Here is a 15,913-nt window from a genome sequence, read left to right on the forward strand (position 1 = left end):
AAGATTTAATATGCAAATGGTAATGAAGAGGCTGAAGAAGGAAGAGAAGGGTTTTACGCTGATCGAGCTGCTGGCTGTTATTGTTATTCTGGGTATTATTGCAGCAATTGCAATTCCATTGATTGGCGGAATTATTAATAACTCCAAAGAAAAGGCGGACGTGGCCACTTCTCGTCAAATATATGATGCCGCAAGATTATATCTTACTGCTGAAAATAATGGAGAAACCAAGAGTAAGAAGGTTGATATTACTGCACTGAAGCAGGCTGGTTATTTGAATGGTGATTTAGCTCTGCCAAGCAGCAAAAAGAGTATTACAGGGGGAGAAGTGCAGTTTAAGTCAACAGGAGATTTGTTGTACGTGTCATTAACTACGAGTGATGGGACTGTGTACTATGAGGGTTCTGTTGTTTTGAAGGGTGAAGGCGAGAAAGCATCTAGTAAGCCGGTAGAAACTAATAACAATAACAATAATAATGCCAATCCTAATGCTAATGCCAATGCTAACTAGTCAAACAATTCAGTTTTCCTGAACACTCTACAAACTCTATATAATAATCGAAAGGTATTCGGGCAATAGCATCGGGCTATTACAGAAATTACCGTAAGAGGTGCGAGTGAGAGGGATATCGTTCAGGTTCTAGCGGTGGCCCGCTTGAAAGTACTGTCATTGCCACAACAACCACAGCAGGAACAGACCCTGTTCCTGCTGTTTCATTTTAACCTAGGAAAGAGATGACCGGAATGACGATGGATGCTGCTGTAGGTGCCTATTTATTCGTGCTCGGGCTGGTACTGGGCTCCTTCTATAATGTCGTTGGGCTTCGGCTGCCGCGAGGCGAGTCGGTTGTTTATCCGCCGTCTAGCTGCGGAAGCTGCGGCATGAGTCTGCGTGCACGCCATCTGGTTCCGGTATTCAGTTATATAGCAACATGTGGCCGATGTGCCGGGTGCAGGACTAAGATCTCCCCGCTCTACCCGGCGGGGGAGCTGGCAACAGGCTTGATGTTCATCTGGGTTTATGGTCTCCACGGCTATACGGAAGGCTTGTTGACCGGACTGCTGCTGGTCAGTCTCTCTGTGATGGTTACAGTTGCAGACCTTAAGTACATGCTGATTCCCAACAAGCTGCTGCTCCTGTTCCTCGCGCCGCTGGCAGCAGCTGTATCGCTTACCTCGGAGCTTCCGATCTGGAACCATGCGTTGGGCGCTCTTGCAGGGGGTGCGGTTCTGCTGCTGATTGTTATTGTGTCGGGGGGCGGTATGGGAATGGGGGATGTTAAGCTGTTTACTCTGCTAGGCTTGGTGCTCGGGCTGCCACTTGTGTTTCTTGCCTTAATCATGGCCTGTCTGGCAGGTACTGTGATTGGCGGAGCTTTGCTGCTAACAGGACGTATTCAGCGCAAGCAGCCTGTACCGTTTGGACCTTTTCTGGCAATTGGTGCACTTGCAGCCTATGGGTATGGAACGGCAATTATTGAGTGGTATATAACACTATTCATGTAGCGGGATGTGATGGTCATGATGGGATTTGGCAGAACGCGGGTCGGTTTAACAATTGACCAGTCCGGAATCCAGTACGTGAAGCTGGTGAAGAACAAAGTATGGGAATTAGAAGCCAGCGGCGGTTTGATGCTGCCGGAAGGTGCAATAACGGAGGATCAATTCTCCAATACTGCCGCTATAGCGCCCATTCTCAAGGAATGGGTGCAGAAGGAGAAGCTGGCTGGTGAAGCGGTATCGATTGCCGTCCCCACCTCACAGCTTATCGTGCGCAAGATGCATCTGCCTTCACATAATGCCAAAGAATTGCGTTCACTGGTAGAGCTTGAGGTGGAGACAACCCTGCATCTGCCCTTTGAAAATCCGGTCTACGATTATGTGGAGATGGAAGCCGATGAGAGCGGCACGCAAGTTCTTGTGTTTGCTGCTCCTCGTAAATGGGTGGATACAGCTGTCTTGCTCCTGGAAGAGGCGGGCCTCAAGGTTAAAGATGCGCAGATTGCTTCCTTTGCGCTGGTCCGGGCAATCCGGCGGAATCCGCTGGAGCCGCTGAACGAGACGATGCTTATTCACTTGGATGATGCCAGTATGGAGATTTATATGTTCTATGCGGGTTATCCGGTGTTCATGCGCAGTATTAATCTCTCTGAGAATCAGGATTACCGTGACCATCAGGGTTTAATAGGCGATTCGCAAACGGCAGAACTGACAGCCGAAATAGCCCGTATGCTGAACTTCTATCAATTCGGTATTCAGCAGGGCGAATCCAAAATTGCAGCCATATGGGTGACGGGCGCTTCAGCGAGCCGTAGCAGGCTGGTTGAAGCCATCCGTGCTTCTCAGCAGGAGATAACCGTCTCAGAGGCAGAATATGTGGTACAGCTGCGGGATGGCGGGGATATGAAGCCGGTGAGCGGACTAAACGGGATCGCCGCCGGTCTGGTAATACAGGGCTCGGACAAGAACGCAAGTCTGCTTCCCAGAAAAGCAGCGGATACCAAGCTGTTTCCGGTATTGATCTACAGCAGCTTGGCATTATGGCTGGCTGCCGCTGGTGTTATCGGATATATGGCGATGAGTTATCACGAGCAGAAGGATGAGAATGCTCAAGAGATCATTCGTCTGGAAGGTGAACGGGCAATGCTGGAAGAGAGGTTCAGCTCTGCAGGCCGGGAGAACCAAGCCAATCCGGCAGCTGTGATTGAGCAATTAAGGGCCAATCGGCGTGATGCACCCGGCATTGTCCGTTTGCTGGAAAATGCTCTGCCCAAAGGCGGAATAATGAAGTCTTTAACTTATACGGCAGAAGGGAATATAACCGTGGCCGGTACATTTTCCACTCTGACAGCATCGGCAAAATATCTGGACAGTATACGCAAGCTTCCTCAAGTAAAGACAGCCCTCCTGGACACGGTTACCAAAGAAACAACGCTTGGCAGCCCGGATGGGGAACAGGGAGCGGTACGGACAGCATATGCGGCAGTCTACTCCATTGTCATGAAGAGGGTAACGGAAGGGGAGGTCGACTGATGGAACAGCTCCGAAACAACCGGCAGGCGCTTATACTAGCGGCCACAGTCATGTTGTTGGTTCTGCTCGCAGGCGTTGTCTATCTGATTCTTCCGGGTTCCCGGGCGGTTGATGAGCAGGAGGCGGAGATAACTGCACTTTCATCGCAGTTCCAGCTGCTTGAGAACAAGCTGGCAGAGCGGGAGAGAGAGGCTTCAGGCCTTGACATGGCAGATGTTCAAGCCGCTTTGCCCCTATGGGATAATTCAGAACAGCTTCTACTTGACCTGCAGCAGCTGGAGAACGACACCGGGGTTGAGCTGATGAGCAGCACATTCACTTTGGCAGCGCCGGCCGCAGACAATCAGACAACTGACCAGGCAGCGGGTGTGGATAGCGGGATATCCGGTTCTTCCTCTATGGGTAGGGTTCAACTGTCGCTTGTAGTTAGCGGCACTTATCAGGATTTGCTGAACTGGATGGATGGTGTGCAGTCACTGCCAAGGCTGATTACGATCGAATCATTCGCAGTCAGCAAGCCCCAAGCAGCTGAGGTTTCCTGGAAGCCGATAACGGTAAATGTGACCTTGACCGCTTATTATGATCCTTCTTACCGGGGATTGGTGGATGAAGTGCTGTGGCCGTTTGGCTCTTAATTATGGCAAGAGTAATTCAACTAAAAAATGAGCGTATGGCAACCGATAGTATTACTATAGGGTTGACATGCGCTTTTTACCATGTGTGTGTCAGTATGGTGACCCGGGCTTAAAAAATCTTAATGTGACATATTTCACGAGTAATGAACGGTTTAAGTGGGTACATGTATATAATGGTAATGATTTATCTTTGCCTGATCTCGATTGCCGGGGGGGTGAATATAGCCGGAAAGTCCAGGAACCAACCATACAAATGGAATCCGTGCTGATCATCCAGAACGGAAGTGACACCCTAAAGGCGCACATACATAACAACCGGAAGGTTGCCGAAGGAATGAAGCCTGATTAGGGTCTCAGAGCCATGATAACTCATTGGACCGGAATCAGGATTATTGTAGGATTGAATGTCGGAACAAGGATGGATATAATACTCTATAATTGTAAAAATTAGTATATACCATTCGGATGACAAGACTTGCTGTTGGTTAAGTCTATTCGGTCAGGAGGGACATGCCAATGCTGGAATCGTTGATGATGTACGCTGCAGTCTTATTCGGCATCCTTATAGCCGTCTGGGGTGTAGTCGCCTATTTGCGTATAACGAAGTCATCAACATTCGCCCAGCGACCGAATGACATGGAAGACGTGCCAGCTGCCAAGCGAATGGAACCACCTTCGCCTTACCTGCCAGCCAGGGAGGAACGTGACAAGGACAGTGCCACAGGGTAGGGAATCATCCCTTTTCATACCATAGTTTAACTGCTATAATGAAGGCACAACTGAATAGGTTACGAACCATACGGTTCGGCCATGAACGATCCTGTGGAACAGCCGGCGTCAGGCGACAGATGCAGATAGGAAACATTCGTATCATTTGCAGCTGACATATTGCCGCCAACATTCTCGTAAATTGTTTTAGGACGACCATCCAACATTGTGGGAGGGGATTTCATGGCGAAACGGGGCCATAATGAAGTCAAAGAAAGTCTGAAGGAACTCACGAGAATTTTCCAACCGAAAGATCCGCGTAAATTTGTCCGCGATTACATCCGGAAATATCGGATTACGGGCGGTTATGAAGATGAACTGACGGTGCTGGTCGAGCATGAGCTTGGTAAACTGAATTCAGTAAGCTAAACAAACTTATAACGTACAAATGTTGAAGGGGACGCGCAGGCGTCCCCTTTTTTAGATGGCAACAAGCTGGTGACTGTTTCGAAAGGTCCATAAGCAGCTATATATTATATGGAAGCGAAATTTTGGCATTGCTTCGAAGAGCGGTTAGCAAATATCAAGGACAGGCGTCAGAAGCCTGCAGTTCAGGGACCGGTTGTACCTGCTGCCTGCTGCTTCAGGTCACGGAGCGGGACAGGCATGATTTTGCCGCCGGCAAATTGATGCTTGACGAGGATGTTGAACTGATTCAGCCATGGATCGATGGAGCGGCCAGCCCAAGCTTCCTTGGCATACTCAGTGATTTCGTTCACGAAATCCATGTTAGCCGAAATATGAACTTCATCGACACGGGGGCTGATGCCGCGGACGCGCGCTGCGATCGTCTGCTTCATCTCATCGGACAGGGTATGGTAATCCGTCGTCGTGAAGTATGAATTATACGGGGTGACCTGATGGCTGTTGTCCCAGTAAGGGCTCCCTGTGTCAAAGTCATATACGCCTTCAATTGTACCGCCGTTGCTCTGATCCCACTGATTACGGCTTCCGCCCTCATTAAGGGTTCCTGCAGCCGTATTATCGACTGTAACCGCAACATATGCGTTCTTGTCCGTCAACATGACGAGCGCCGACCGTACGCCGTTCAGCTTCGTTACTTCGCGGGTAAGCAGACTGCTGTACTCGACAAAAGCATTGTCGTGTTGTTTTGGATTGCCTGTAGTTGAACCATACATCCGGGCTCCGAGTATCTTGGGGTCGCCCTTCTGGCGTGAGCCGTAGTCGTAATCACTGTCCTGTACGGCTCGCCTGTAATTACATCCTGTTAAAGTGAGCATGATGATGCACATGAAGAGTATGGCATGCTGAGTCAAGCGGTTCATGATCCTGCCTACCTCCCTGCATAGTCCGGCGTTATGCAGTTAGCTTCTGCCGCAGGGGTGGAAATATGCGTTCAAAAAGTATACATAATTACCCATAGTAATGGTGCATAATGATACCAAGTGAAATTGTGGATATGGGCGGACGAATAAGTGGTAAACACAGGGAAAAACATGACGTAAACAGGACACAAATTGGGTTGAAAACGCGCAGGTCAAGACCCTAAAAACCCTTTAATAATGCCGAATTTGACGTCTTTGAGAACAATTTGTGAACTCTCTTCGGAACATTGACAAAAATGGGCTTCAACTTTATATTTAATAAAGTGATCGAGATGTGCGTAATATCACAAAATTTTCACGTGTACCACGCAGTTTGCCGCCTGCCACGCCACGTATTGGCAACTGTGAAATCGTAAAAAGCGGGGTTGATTAATGATGAAACGGTGGCACGTTCTGAAACGCCTTCTGCCTTTGCTGGCAGGGGTCGCATTGCTCCTTTCGGCATGTGGACGAGCAGATTTATCCACTCTGAATCCACAAGGGCCGGTGGCACAAAGCCAATTTGACCTGATGAAATTGTCGATTTCGATCATGATTCTGGTGGTCGTTGTCGTGTTCGCGATCGCCATTTATGTGCTGATCCGATTCCGCCGCCGTCCAGGGAATGATAAAATTCCTGTACAGGTGGAAGGGAACCACAAGCTCGAAATTATTTGGACGGTTATCCCATTAATTCTTCTGGTTATCCTCGGTATTCCGACGATTCAGACCGTCTTTGCACTTGCAGAGGACTACAGCCGTGACGAGAATGCCGTTGTTGTCAAGGTAACTTCACACTTATACTGGTGGGAATTTGAATATCCTCAGCATGGTGTCGTAACGGCACAAGAACTAGTTATTCCGACGAACGCCAAGATTGCTATCGAAGCCAAGACGGCCGACGTGCTTCACTCCTTCTGGATTCCAGCGCTTGCAGGTAAGATCGATACGAACCCGGGGGGCAACGTGAACCGGATGTTCTTCGAAGCCCCGAAGCCAGGTATCTACTATGGTAAATGTGCGGAGCTGTGCGGACCTTCCCATGCTCTGATGGATTTTAAAGTGAAAGCAGTTGAACCCGCTTCCTTCGAAAATTGGGTGAATGCAATGAAAGCGCCTGCCCAATTGCCTTCCGATCCTGAGATCGCTGAAGTATTCCAGAGCGAATGTCTGAGCTGCCATGCTGTTGGTGAGCTTGGCGGACCGGCTTTCCCGAACCTGACGGGTATTGGCAGCCGCGAGTCTGTAGCAGGTATTCTCCTCAATACGGAAGATCCTGAGTATGAGAATGAAGGCACAACCTATGAGAACCTGTACAGATGGATTCAAGATCCACAGGCGATCAAGCCTGGTAATGCGATGCCTAAGGTTGATCTGACTGAAGAAGAGCTTGAAGGCATTGCACGCTACCTATCGGAGCTTAAGCTTGAAGGCTTTGATCCAGCAGAACTCCAGGGTAATAGTGTGACTAACGATGATCAAGAAAAGCAGCAATAATTTTAACGGGGATAAAAGGGGGTACCACACTTGGCTCACGCTCATGCGGTGAAACGGTATAGCGGCCTGATGGATTGGCTGACAACCGTGGACCATAAGAAAATCGGGATCCTGTACCTGATCTCCGGCGGCTTCTTCTTCCTCATCGGAGGTCTGGAAGCAATATTGATCAGGATACAGCTGTGGAAACCGATGAACAATTTCGTAAGTCCGGATACGTATAACGAACTGCTCACAATGCATGGTACAACGATGATTTTCCTTGCTGCCATGCCAGTTATATTTGCCTTAATGAATGCCATAGTGCCGCTGCAGATCGGGGCGCGCGACGTCGCGTTCCCGTTCCTTAACTCGCTTGGGTTCTGGACATTCTTCTTCGGCGGCGTACTGCTTAATATCAGCTGGTTCACTTCAACGGGTGCCCCGGCGGCCGGCTGGACATCCTATGTACCGCTGGCTAGTCCAATGTTCAGTGAAGGCCACGGCGTAGATTACTATGTCATCGGTCTTCAGATATCAGGTTTAGGTACCCTTGTTGGCGGTATTAACTTCCTGGTAACGATTATCAACATGCGTGCACCGGGCATGAGCTTCATGCGTATGCCGATGTTTACCTGGACGGCGTTTATCACATCGGCGCTGATCCTGTTCGCCTTCCCGGCACTGACTGTCGGCTTGGTCGCGCTGATGTTCGACCGTTTGTTCGACGGCAACTTCTTCGATCCAAGCTCAGGCGGTAACGTTGTGCTCTGGGAGCATATCTTCTGGATCTTCGGTCACCCTGAGGTGTACATTCTGATCCTGCCGGCATTCGGTATTATATCCGAGATTGTCAGTACGTTCTCGCGTAAGCGGCTGTTCGGTTACAGCTCGATGGTCTTTGCAACCGTACTGATCGGCTTCCTGGGCTTCATGGTCTGGGCGCATCATATGTTCACAACTGGTCTTGGACCTGTAGCGAACTCGCTCTTCTCCATCGCAACGATGCTGATCGCGGTTCCGACAGGCATCAAGATTTTCAACTGGCTGTTCACGCTGTGGGGCGGTTCGATTACATTCACATCCGCTAACCTGTTCGCGATCGGCTTCATTCCGACGTTCGTTATGGGTGGCGTAACGGGTGTCATGCTGGCGGCTGCGCCTGCTGACTTCCAATACCATGACTCGTACTTCGTCGTCGCGCATTTCCATTATGTTATCGTAGGCGGTCTGGTACTTGGCTTGTTCGCGGGTCTTCATTACTGGTGGCCGAAGATGTTCGGCCGGATGCTGAACGAAGGACTTGCGAAGCTGACCTTCTGGACCTTCTATATCGGCTTCCATCTGACCTTCTTCGTACAGCATTTCCTGGGTCTGATCGGTATGCCGCGCCGGGTATACACATACCTGGACGGCCAAGGCTTTAACGGCATGAACCTGGTAAGTACGGTTGGTGCTATCCTGATGGGTATTGGTACGATCATATTCCTGATTAACATTGCGGTCACAGCTGCAAAGCCGAAGAACGCTCCTGCCGATCCTTGGGTCGACGGACGTACGCTGGAGTGGTCGATTCCATCTCCTGCGCCTGAATACAACTTTGCTCAAACTCCGCTGGTACGTGGTTATGATGCACTGTGGAAGGAAAAGATGGACGGAAACAAAGGCATGACGCCTGCGGAGCCGCTTGGTCCGATTCATATGCCGTCACCATCGATTCTTCCGTTCTTCATGTCACTCGGACTGTTCATTATGGGCTTCGGTCTGATGTACCATCAATGGATTTTGACAGGTACCGGAGCACTCATGACATTCGGTTGTATGTTCCTGCGCTCGGTATATGACGATCATGGCTTCCATATCGACCCGGATGAACTCAAAGACAAGGGGGTTAAAGCGTGAGCGAGTTATCACATGTAGATGGTCAACTGCCGCATGAGCCGGAGAAGGCGACCCTCGAAGGCCGTAATAAAGTGCTCGGCTTCTGGCTTTTCCTTGGCGGTGAGGTCGTCCTGTTCGGTACCTTGTTCTCCGTGTACCTGGCCCTTCGGGATCAGATACTTGATGGACCACCTCCGCAGGAGCTGTTCTCGCTTCCGCTGGTTGCGATTGCGACGCTCATCCTGCTGACATCGTCGCTGACGAGTGTGTTCGCGATCCAGGCGATGCATCGCAACAACCGGACAGCTCTGATCAACTGGCTGGTCGTTACCGTTCTTCTCGGCTTTGGATTTCTGGGCCTTGAAATTTACGAGTTTATACATTATGCACATGAAGGTCACACGTTCAGTGCCAGTGCTTTCAGTACATCGTTCTATACGCTGGTCGGCTTCCACGGCGCCCACGTAGCTTTCGGTGTACTCTGGATTTCCCTTCTGATCGCCCAGCTGTTCAAGAAAGGGCTGACGGTAGTCACGGCCCCTAAGGTATATGTTGCCGGTCTGTACTGGCATTTTGTAGACGTGGTGTGGGTATTTATCTTCTCCGTCGTTTACCTGATGGGAAAGGTGGGCTAAACCTATGGCAGACAATCATGCGACTGCTTCAGAGCCGAAGAGACGTCACCGGGTGGAAGGCCCGAAGAAGCATGTTATATCATTCATTTTCTCACTCGTACTGACTGCAATCGCGTTCGCGCTCGTTATGTCGGGTGAGATGAACACAATGTTTATCTATATCATGCTGATCGCGATGGCGATTGGCCAGGTATTCATTCAGATGGCATTCTGGATGCATATGAAGGATCGCGGTCATATGTACTCGATCGTTGGTATTATAAGCGGCGTGTTCGTCGTATTCACGATGGTCGTTATGGCATTGTATTGGGTTTGGTGGTAAACTAGATAGTAGTATCGATAGTTGGGGAGGCGTGTCGCACTTGGGACCGCCTCCCTTTCCGAATTTATGGCAAGGGGGATCCCAAATGCTGGACTTGCAGTACTTCAGCTTTGAAGAATTGTGGAGCCCGTTCTTCTTCTTCTTCATGGCTGGGCTGGTAATACTCTACTTCTATATGATCGGCCCCTGGCGGGAGAATCACGTCCCGGATGAGCCGAAAGCTACCATTTCGCAGCGCTGCTATTTTGTTGTGGCAGCCATACTGTACTACCTGGCACAGGGCGGACCTCTAGAACTGCTCGGCCATCTGAATTTCACCTTTCACATGGTGAATATGTCACTGTCCTATCTGATCGTACCGCCGCTTGCCCTGCTTGGTATTCCGGGATTCTTGTGGCGCAAGGCATTCTCAGCGAATATCTGGAAACGTCTCAGCTGGCTGATGCATCCGCTGCTTACCCTGCTTTTGTTCAACATGCTGTTCTCGCTGTATCATGTGCCGGTCGTGCATGACTTCGTCATGACCCATTTTACAGTCCACCGGATCTACTATATGGTTCTGCTTGTTACTTCTTTCATGATGTGGTGGCAAATCGTATGCCCGGTTCCGGAATGGAGCCGGCTTAGCGACGTGAAGAAGATGGGGTATATCTTCGCGAACGGCGTCCTGCTGACGCCAGCGTGTGCGCTCATTATATTCTCGGGTGAACCGCTGTACGCGATCTATAATGACCCTGCTGTATGGGTCACAGCGATGGGATACTGCCTTACGGGGGACCCGGCGCTGCTGCTGCAGCAGATTAGCGGCCCGGACCATTTCACCATGACGAATGCGCTGGAGGACCAGCAGGCAGGCGGCATTATTATGAAGCTTGTGCAGGAAGTGATGTACGGCGCTATTCTTGCCTATGTCTTCTACAGCTGGTTCCGCAGAGAGCATTCCAGTGAGGATGATCCAATGCCTTCCCAGACCGAGCATGCCGGCGGCAATGCCTAGCAAACCGGTTGAATGGCTTGATAGATTACAGTAGCATATTGGATGGAAGAGAAGGCTGAACTCCTAGTGGAGTTTGGCCTTTTTTTAATGTATATAATGTCTTTAAGAATTCTTTACAAAAAAATGCAGCAGAATGGATTGACAATTACTGTTAGTGTGATTATAGTGTGTATAAAGATATACACACTATAATCACTGATAAGCACAGCACAATACAAGCACAGCACAATACAAGCACAGCATCCATACAGTGACTGCTTGGAGGACATCAGCTATAAGGAGGACGGATATGAACGTATGGGCTGGCGGGTGGAGAATTGCCCGATTCGAATTGAAGAATTCCTGGTTAGGCGTATTATTTACCCTTCTATTCTTCACTTACATAGTCGTTATTGCCGGTCCTGCTCTAGGACACGAAGGCATTCTAAATGATACGAGCTATACGAATTGGCTGTTCTTTGATTTTATCTACCTAACGGTACTGCCGAACCTGGGATTTGTAATGAATGTTTCCTTCGTCCGTTACTGGCGGGAGGATCACTCCAGCAGGAAGCTGGCGATGTGGAGAACCATGCCGATCTCAATGGATCAGATTGCGCTCGGCAGAATCATGCAGATGGTGCTGACGGCTGTCCCGGTAGCAGTGTTATTCTTCGGAATGCAGTACTGGCTGCTGGGTGAATCGCGAGCTGAGGTTCCTTTGGACGGCTATCTCAGTTACTGTCTCTTGTGGTTCAGCTACAGCATGCTGGTAGGAACAGGTTATATGCTTCTCGAATACGGAACCTCAGGGAAAAAGTACACGTTGTTCAGCTTCTTCTTCCTCCTCCTGTATGCATCAATCATACTGCTGTTGTGGTGGATGGAAATCAGCTTCCTCCGTCTAACCTTCGAATGGGCGGCTGCAGGCAGCTGGACACCGGCTTTAATCGCAGCAGGCATCGCAGTTATGGCATTAGTGACAGGCTATTGGATACTGAAGCGGCGGCTGCATCGCCGGAATTTCCTAGAGTGAGGAAGGTGAAGCCGTGTGGATTCCGGTCCAAATCAATGAGCAGAGCGCAGAACCCCTCTATCATCAGATTAAAGTACAGCTTCGGGCATTGATTGTCAGCGGACAGTTAGCCGAAGGCACACTGCTTCCTTCCATAAGGGAATTTTCCCAGCAGGTAAAATGCAGCGTCATCACGATCCGCCGGGTATATCAGGATCTGGAGAATGAAGGTCTGCTCCGTACGCGACAGGGTACTGGCACTTTCGTAGCCAAGGTCGGAGAACAGGAGCGAGACCGGCACAGGCTGGATAGTGTAGTGAAGGCGCTGGAAGAGGCGGTTGATGCAGGCAGGCGCGTACAGTGTGATGAGGAAGAGCTCCGGCGGTTGTTCGAGCAGGTGGTGAAGGAGCGGCTCTCGGCTGAGCAGAACAGTCATAGCCAGCCAGATTATGAAGGTGATTAACCTGGCGTCATTGGGGAGGGGAGCATAAGTGACAGAGACAGCAGTAAGGTTGAGCGGTGTGAAGCTGAAACGGCCGAATTTTCAGCTTGGACCGATTAATCTGGAAGTGCCGCGCGGCTGTGTAACGGCCATTGTAGGCCCCAACGGATCGGGGAAGAGCTCGACATTCCGCATGATCCTGGATGTGACCAAGCCGGATGAGGGAGAGATTGAGCTGCTCGGCGAGCGTGTTGAGCCCGGCAGCAGCAGCGACACGGCGCTCCGCCAGCGCATCGGGTATCTGCAGGAAGAATCGCTATCCCATGAACGGGGCTTCCGGGCCTCGGAGAAAGCGGCTTTCGTCAGCCAGTGGTACAGCGGGTGGGATGTGAACCGGTATCAGGAGCTGCTGCGCATCTTCGAGATTGATCCCTCCCTGAAGCTTGGCAAGATGTCGAAGGGAATGCGGCGTAAATTTGATCTGGCGGTCGTGCTAGCGCACAATCCTGAGCTGCTTATCCTGGATGAACCGTCCTCCGGACTGGACCCGCTGGCTTGGAAGCAGATGATTGAGCTTCTGCACCGCTATATGGAAGCCGGTTATCATACGATTCTGCTGTCTACGCACATTATCGAAGAAGTGAAACGTCTGGCGGATTATATCGTATTTCTTGTTCGAGGGCGCGTTCTCGGCGTATATGAGAAGGATGAGCTGCTAAGCAGCTGGTTCGTCTACTTCTTCACTGATCGGGAGCTGGCAGCAAGAGCGGACATTCAGATTGAGTCCATACCGGGGAAGCAGAGTCTGGAGCGGATGACCGGTATGGTGAAGATTACCACGGACAAGGCCGTTGAAGCAGAAGATTGGCTTAGACAGCAGGGCATAACAGCAGCAGGCAAGCAGGCACTAGAGCTTGATGACATACTCGAATTATTGGTAGAACGACAAAGGCTGCTGACGCGGCACTCATGAAAGGAGAACGAATATGAATCCTCTTGTAGTTGACAAGGTAGTAAAGCAGTACGGGGACAAAACAGCCGTTAACGGCATCAGCCTGGAGGTAGGGCAAGGCGAGATTTACGGGCTGCTCGGCGCCAACGGTGCAGGCAAGACGACGACGATGCGGATGGTGCTCGGACTTATTTATCCGGATGGGGGCAGCATTCATTATAACGGTAAGCCGTACAGCAAGGAACAGCTCCGCAACATGGGTTATCTGCCGGAAGAGCGCGGCCTGTATCCGAAGGTAAAGATCAAGGATCAGATTATCTATCTGGCACAGCTGAGAGGCATGGACCGCAAGACGGCCGACCGCAACCTGAAGATATGGCTGGAGAAATTCAATGTACCGGAGTATTACGATAAGAAGGTCGAGGAGCTCTCCAAGGGCAACCAGCAGAAAATTCAGTTCATCGCGGCTGTGATCCATGAACCGCAGATTCTAATTCTCGACGAAGCGTTCAGCGGTCTTGATCCGGTTAACGTCGAGCTGCTTAAGACAACCGTTAAAGAGCTGCGGGACGCGGGGAAAACAATCCTGTTCTCCACGCACCGTATGGAGCATGTCGAGGAGCTATGCCGTAATATCACAATTCTTCACCGTTCCAACCCTGTTCTTCAGGGCAGCATCAAGGAGATCAAGAAGCAGTTCCCGAAGGAGCGCGTCATGGTTGGTATCGATGGAACGCTGACGGGGCTCGATAAGCTTCCCGGAGTGAAGCAGGTAATCCAGCATGAGAATGGTTTTGAAGTGAAGATCGAGAATGCCGGAGCTGCCCAAGGGATTCTGGCCCATGCGATGTCGCAGGGTGAGGTTACCCGGTTCGAAGTAATGGAACCAACGCTGAATGAAATATTTATCCGATCGGTGGGTGAGAAAATTGAGTAATTTCAAGAATGTCGTAGCCTTCACACTGAGCAACAAGGTCCGTGCCAAATCGTTCGTTATTACGACGCTCATTATTGCTATTATTCTAAGTGTTGTCGTGAATCTTCCGTATATTATTTCGCAATTTTCTTCCGATGAGCCCGATAAGCTGGGGTTTATTGAGTCTAACGTTCCACAGGTAAGCGCTGAATTGAAAGATTATTTTGACACGCAGGAGAACAGCGGCATCAAGCTTGTCAGCTATCCGGATGCCGGTTCGCCGGATGCCAATGAGAAGGCATTGAAGGATGCAATGGAAGCGGGCGAAATCAAAGGCTATCTGGACTATGTACAGCCGGAGGGTGCGGCATTCCCGAATGTCGTGATTAAGTCGGAGGATCTGCTTGATTCGATGTCGGGTGCTGTGTCCACAGGTCTGCAGCAGATCAAGATGGAGATGGTTCTGCAGGATGCCCAGCTGACGGATGCCCAGCGCGAGATGCTATTCGCACCTGTAGATGTTAGCACCGTACAGATCTCGACAACAGGCGGTGCCGGTTCAGTCGGAGACGGCAAGACGCCAGAAGAGCGCGGCCTGGCCATGGGTCTGGTGTATGCCCTTATCATTGTTCTGTTCATGGGCGTCATGATCTCCGGCCAGCTTATTGCAAGTGAAATTACAGCGGAGAAGAGCTCGCGTGTTATGGAAGTGCTAGTAACCAGTGTGTCGCCGCTGACTCAGATGTTCGGTAAAATCATCGGCATGCTGCTTGTCGGTCTGATCCAGATTGGCGTGTACGTTGTCGTCTTCCTGATCAACCTGGGCCTGCCGCATAACAGCGAAATGCTTAGTGAAATGAACATTGATCTGTCCGCAATTGATCCGATGCTTCTAGTCTATGCGGCAATCTTCTACTTTGCAGGTTACTTCCTGTATGCAACATTGTTCGCTGCAGTAGGCTCGATCGTCAGCCGCACAGAGGACCTGGGCCAGGCGGTTATGCCGATTACGTTCCTCTCACTGGCCGGCTTCTACATTGCAATCTTCGGAATGACGACACCGAATGCGACGTTCATCGAAGTTTCATCGTTCATCCCGTTCTTCTCGCCATTCATCATGTTCCTGCGGATCGGCCTATCCGATCCTGCGCTGTGGGAAGTGCTGCTGTCGATCGGCATTCTGTTCGGTTCGATCTTCCTGTTCGGCTGGCTGTCGGCACGCATCTACCGCACCGGCGTCCTGATGTACGGCAAGCGCCCAAGCTTCAAGGAGCTGCGCAAGGCGATGAAGGCTTATAAGCTGTAATTGTCATAGTGATTTGACAATAAATGAGTTTTCGTCACTGCTGAGATCCCTCTAAACTTTTGTTTAGAGGGATCTTTTTATTACAAGGATTTGTCTGGTCCCTGAGCAGCAAACGAAGATTATAAGGCAATTATTGCTTTAGCACCTGTAGGTCACATTACAAATGATTTAGAAGTTTCTGTAAGAGCGGGACATTCGCCTTGGGAATACGATAAACGGTACCTAAGCAAA

General features: G+C 50.4%; 17 protein-coding genes. 16 read left to right on the forward strand and 1 reads right to left on the reverse strand.

Annotation, left to right across the window (positions count from 1 at the left end; all coding sequences use genetic code 11):
- Positions 1-10 precede the first annotated feature (10 nt).
- From L1N82_RS07390 to L1N82_RS07415, 6 genes are all read left to right on the forward strand, one after another.
- The gene (locus L1N82_RS07390) at positions 11-511 is read left to right on the forward strand and encodes a prepilin-type N-terminal cleavage/methylation domain-containing protein (RefSeq protein WP_235286747.1); all 501 of its coding nucleotides are present in this window, start codon (positions 11-13) and stop codon (positions 509-511) included.
- Positions 512-744: 233 nt separating this feature from the next.
- Positions 745-1,506 carry a prepilin peptidase gene (locus L1N82_RS07395; RefSeq protein ID WP_328284449.1) on the forward strand — a complete coding sequence of 254 codons (762 nt, stop codon included), beginning with the start codon at positions 745-747 and terminating at the stop codon, positions 1,504-1,506.
- Between the two features lie 15 nt (positions 1,507-1,521).
- On the forward strand, positions 1,522-3,033 hold the full coding sequence (pilM, locus tag L1N82_RS07400; protein ID WP_235286748.1) for a pilus assembly protein PilM: 1,512 nt from the start codon (positions 1,522-1,524) through the stop codon (positions 3,031-3,033).
- Entirely contained in the window at positions 3,033-3,668 is a 636-nt protein-coding gene (gene pilO, locus L1N82_RS07405) for a type 4a pilus biogenesis protein PilO (RefSeq protein ID WP_235286749.1), read from the forward strand. Before pilM ends, pilO begins: the two co-directional genes overlap by 1 nt.
- Before the next feature lie 516 nt (positions 3,669-4,184).
- Positions 4,185-4,397 carry a hypothetical protein gene (locus L1N82_RS07410; RefSeq protein ID WP_235286750.1) on the forward strand — a complete coding sequence of 71 codons (213 nt, stop codon included), beginning with the start codon at positions 4,185-4,187 and terminating at the stop codon, positions 4,395-4,397.
- A 222-nt stretch (positions 4,398-4,619) separates the two neighbouring features.
- On the forward strand, positions 4,620-4,805 hold the full coding sequence (locus tag L1N82_RS07415) for a hypothetical protein (RefSeq protein ID WP_235286751.1): 186 nt from the start codon (positions 4,620-4,622) through the stop codon (positions 4,803-4,805).
- Between the two features lie 182 nt (positions 4,806-4,987).
- On the opposite strand, the gene L1N82_RS07420 is transcribed toward L1N82_RS07415, so the two are convergent.
- The gene (locus L1N82_RS07420; protein WP_235286752.1) at positions 4,988-5,722 is read right to left on the reverse strand and encodes a YhcN/YlaJ family sporulation lipoprotein; all 735 of its coding nucleotides are present in this window, start codon (positions 5,720-5,722) and stop codon (positions 4,988-4,990) included.
- Positions 5,723-6,154: 432 nt separating this feature from the next.
- Here L1N82_RS07420 and coxB point away from each other — a divergent pair, with 432 nt between their 5' ends.
- The 10 genes from coxB (at position 6,155) to L1N82_RS07470 (ending at position 15,682) form a co-directional block, all read left to right on the forward strand.
- The gene (gene coxB, locus L1N82_RS07425; RefSeq protein WP_235286753.1) at positions 6,155-7,258 is read left to right on the forward strand and encodes a cytochrome c oxidase subunit II; all 1,104 of its coding nucleotides are present in this window, start codon (positions 6,155-6,157) and stop codon (positions 7,256-7,258) included.
- A 69-nt stretch (positions 7,259-7,327) separates the two neighbouring features.
- Positions 7,328-9,139, forward strand: a complete 1,812-nt coding sequence (gene ctaD / locus L1N82_RS07430) for a cytochrome c oxidase subunit I (RefSeq protein WP_235286957.1) — start codon at positions 7,328-7,330, stop codon at positions 9,137-9,139.
- Positions 9,136-9,753, forward strand: coding sequence for a cytochrome (ubi)quinol oxidase subunit III (locus tag L1N82_RS07435; RefSeq protein WP_235286754.1), 618 nt, complete (start codon positions 9,136-9,138; stop codon positions 9,751-9,753). Before ctaD ends, L1N82_RS07435 begins: the two co-directional genes overlap by 4 nt.
- A 4-nt stretch (positions 9,754-9,757) precedes the next feature.
- Positions 9,758-10,075 (forward strand): cytochrome C oxidase subunit IV family protein, encoded by a 318-nt coding sequence (locus L1N82_RS07440; RefSeq protein ID WP_235286755.1) that lies wholly within the window; start codon positions 9,758-9,760, stop codon positions 10,073-10,075.
- Between the two features lie 85 nt (positions 10,076-10,160).
- A complete protein-coding gene (gene ctaG / locus L1N82_RS07445; RefSeq protein WP_235286756.1) occupies positions 10,161-11,072 on the forward strand; it encodes a cytochrome c oxidase assembly factor CtaG in 912 nt (303 codons plus the stop codon).
- 289 nt (positions 11,073-11,361) lie between these two features.
- On the forward strand, positions 11,362-12,087 hold the full coding sequence (locus L1N82_RS07450) for a hypothetical protein (RefSeq protein WP_235286757.1): 726 nt from the start codon (positions 11,362-11,364) through the stop codon (positions 12,085-12,087).
- Positions 12,088-12,100: 13 nt separating this feature from the next.
- Positions 12,101-12,529 (forward strand): GntR family transcriptional regulator, encoded by a 429-nt coding sequence (locus L1N82_RS07455; protein ID WP_235286758.1) that lies wholly within the window; start codon positions 12,101-12,103, stop codon positions 12,527-12,529.
- A gap of 28 nt (positions 12,530-12,557) precedes the next feature.
- Positions 12,558-13,481 carry an ATP-binding cassette domain-containing protein gene (locus L1N82_RS07460; protein ID WP_235286759.1) on the forward strand — a complete coding sequence of 308 codons (924 nt, stop codon included), beginning with the start codon at positions 12,558-12,560 and terminating at the stop codon, positions 13,479-13,481.
- A 13-nt stretch (positions 13,482-13,494) separates the two neighbouring features.
- Positions 13,495-14,397: an ABC transporter ATP-binding protein gene (locus L1N82_RS07465; RefSeq protein WP_235286760.1), complete on the forward strand. Its 903-nt coding sequence runs from the start codon at positions 13,495-13,497 to the stop codon at positions 14,395-14,397.
- Positions 14,381-15,682, forward strand: a complete 1,302-nt coding sequence (locus tag L1N82_RS07470; RefSeq protein ID WP_328284450.1) for an ABC transporter permease — start codon at positions 14,381-14,383, stop codon at positions 15,680-15,682. Before L1N82_RS07465 ends, L1N82_RS07470 begins: the two co-directional genes overlap by 17 nt.
- Positions 15,683-15,913: the final 231 nt, after the last annotated feature.

Origin of the sequence: Paenibacillus tarimensis (assembly GCF_021532315.1) — a bacterium.
GTDB lineage: Bacteria > Bacillota > Bacilli > Paenibacillales > Paenibacillaceae > Paenibacillus_I > Paenibacillus_I tarimensis.

What these genes read in the sequence shown, in the direction of transcription:
- L1N82_RS07390 (WP_235286747.1), top strand. Translation starts at nt 11, where the DNA reads ATGCAAATGGTAATGAAGAGGCTGAAGAAGGAAGAGAAGGGTTTTACG.
- L1N82_RS07395 (WP_328284449.1), top strand. Translation starts at nt 745, where the DNA reads ATGACGATGGATGCTGCTGTAGGTGCCTATTTATTCGTGCTCGGGCTG.
- pilM (WP_235286748.1), top strand. Translation starts at nt 1,522, where the DNA reads ATGATGGGATTTGGCAGAACGCGGGTCGGTTTAACAATTGACCAGTCC.
- pilO (WP_235286749.1), top strand. Translation starts at nt 3,033, where the DNA reads ATGGAACAGCTCCGAAACAACCGGCAGGCGCTTATACTAGCGGCCACA.
- L1N82_RS07410 (WP_235286750.1), top strand. Translation starts at nt 4,185, where the DNA reads ATGCTGGAATCGTTGATGATGTACGCTGCAGTCTTATTCGGCATCCTT.
- L1N82_RS07415 (WP_235286751.1), top strand. Translation starts at nt 4,620, where the DNA reads ATGGCGAAACGGGGCCATAATGAAGTCAAAGAAAGTCTGAAGGAACTC.
- L1N82_RS07420 (WP_235286752.1), bottom strand. Translation starts at nt 5,722, where the DNA reads ATGAACCGCTTGACTCAGCATGCCATACTCTTCATGTGCATCATCATG.
- coxB (WP_235286753.1), top strand. Translation starts at nt 6,155, where the DNA reads ATGATGAAACGGTGGCACGTTCTGAAACGCCTTCTGCCTTTGCTGGCA.
- ctaD (WP_235286957.1), top strand. Translation starts at nt 7,328, where the DNA reads ATGGATTGGCTGACAACCGTGGACCATAAGAAAATCGGGATCCTGTAC.
- L1N82_RS07440 (WP_235286755.1), top strand. Translation starts at nt 9,758, where the DNA reads ATGGCAGACAATCATGCGACTGCTTCAGAGCCGAAGAGACGTCACCGG.
- ctaG (WP_235286756.1), top strand. Translation starts at nt 10,161, where the DNA reads ATGCTGGACTTGCAGTACTTCAGCTTTGAAGAATTGTGGAGCCCGTTC.
- L1N82_RS07450 (WP_235286757.1), top strand. Translation starts at nt 11,362, where the DNA reads ATGAACGTATGGGCTGGCGGGTGGAGAATTGCCCGATTCGAATTGAAG.
- L1N82_RS07465 (WP_235286760.1), top strand. Translation starts at nt 13,495, where the DNA reads ATGAATCCTCTTGTAGTTGACAAGGTAGTAAAGCAGTACGGGGACAAA.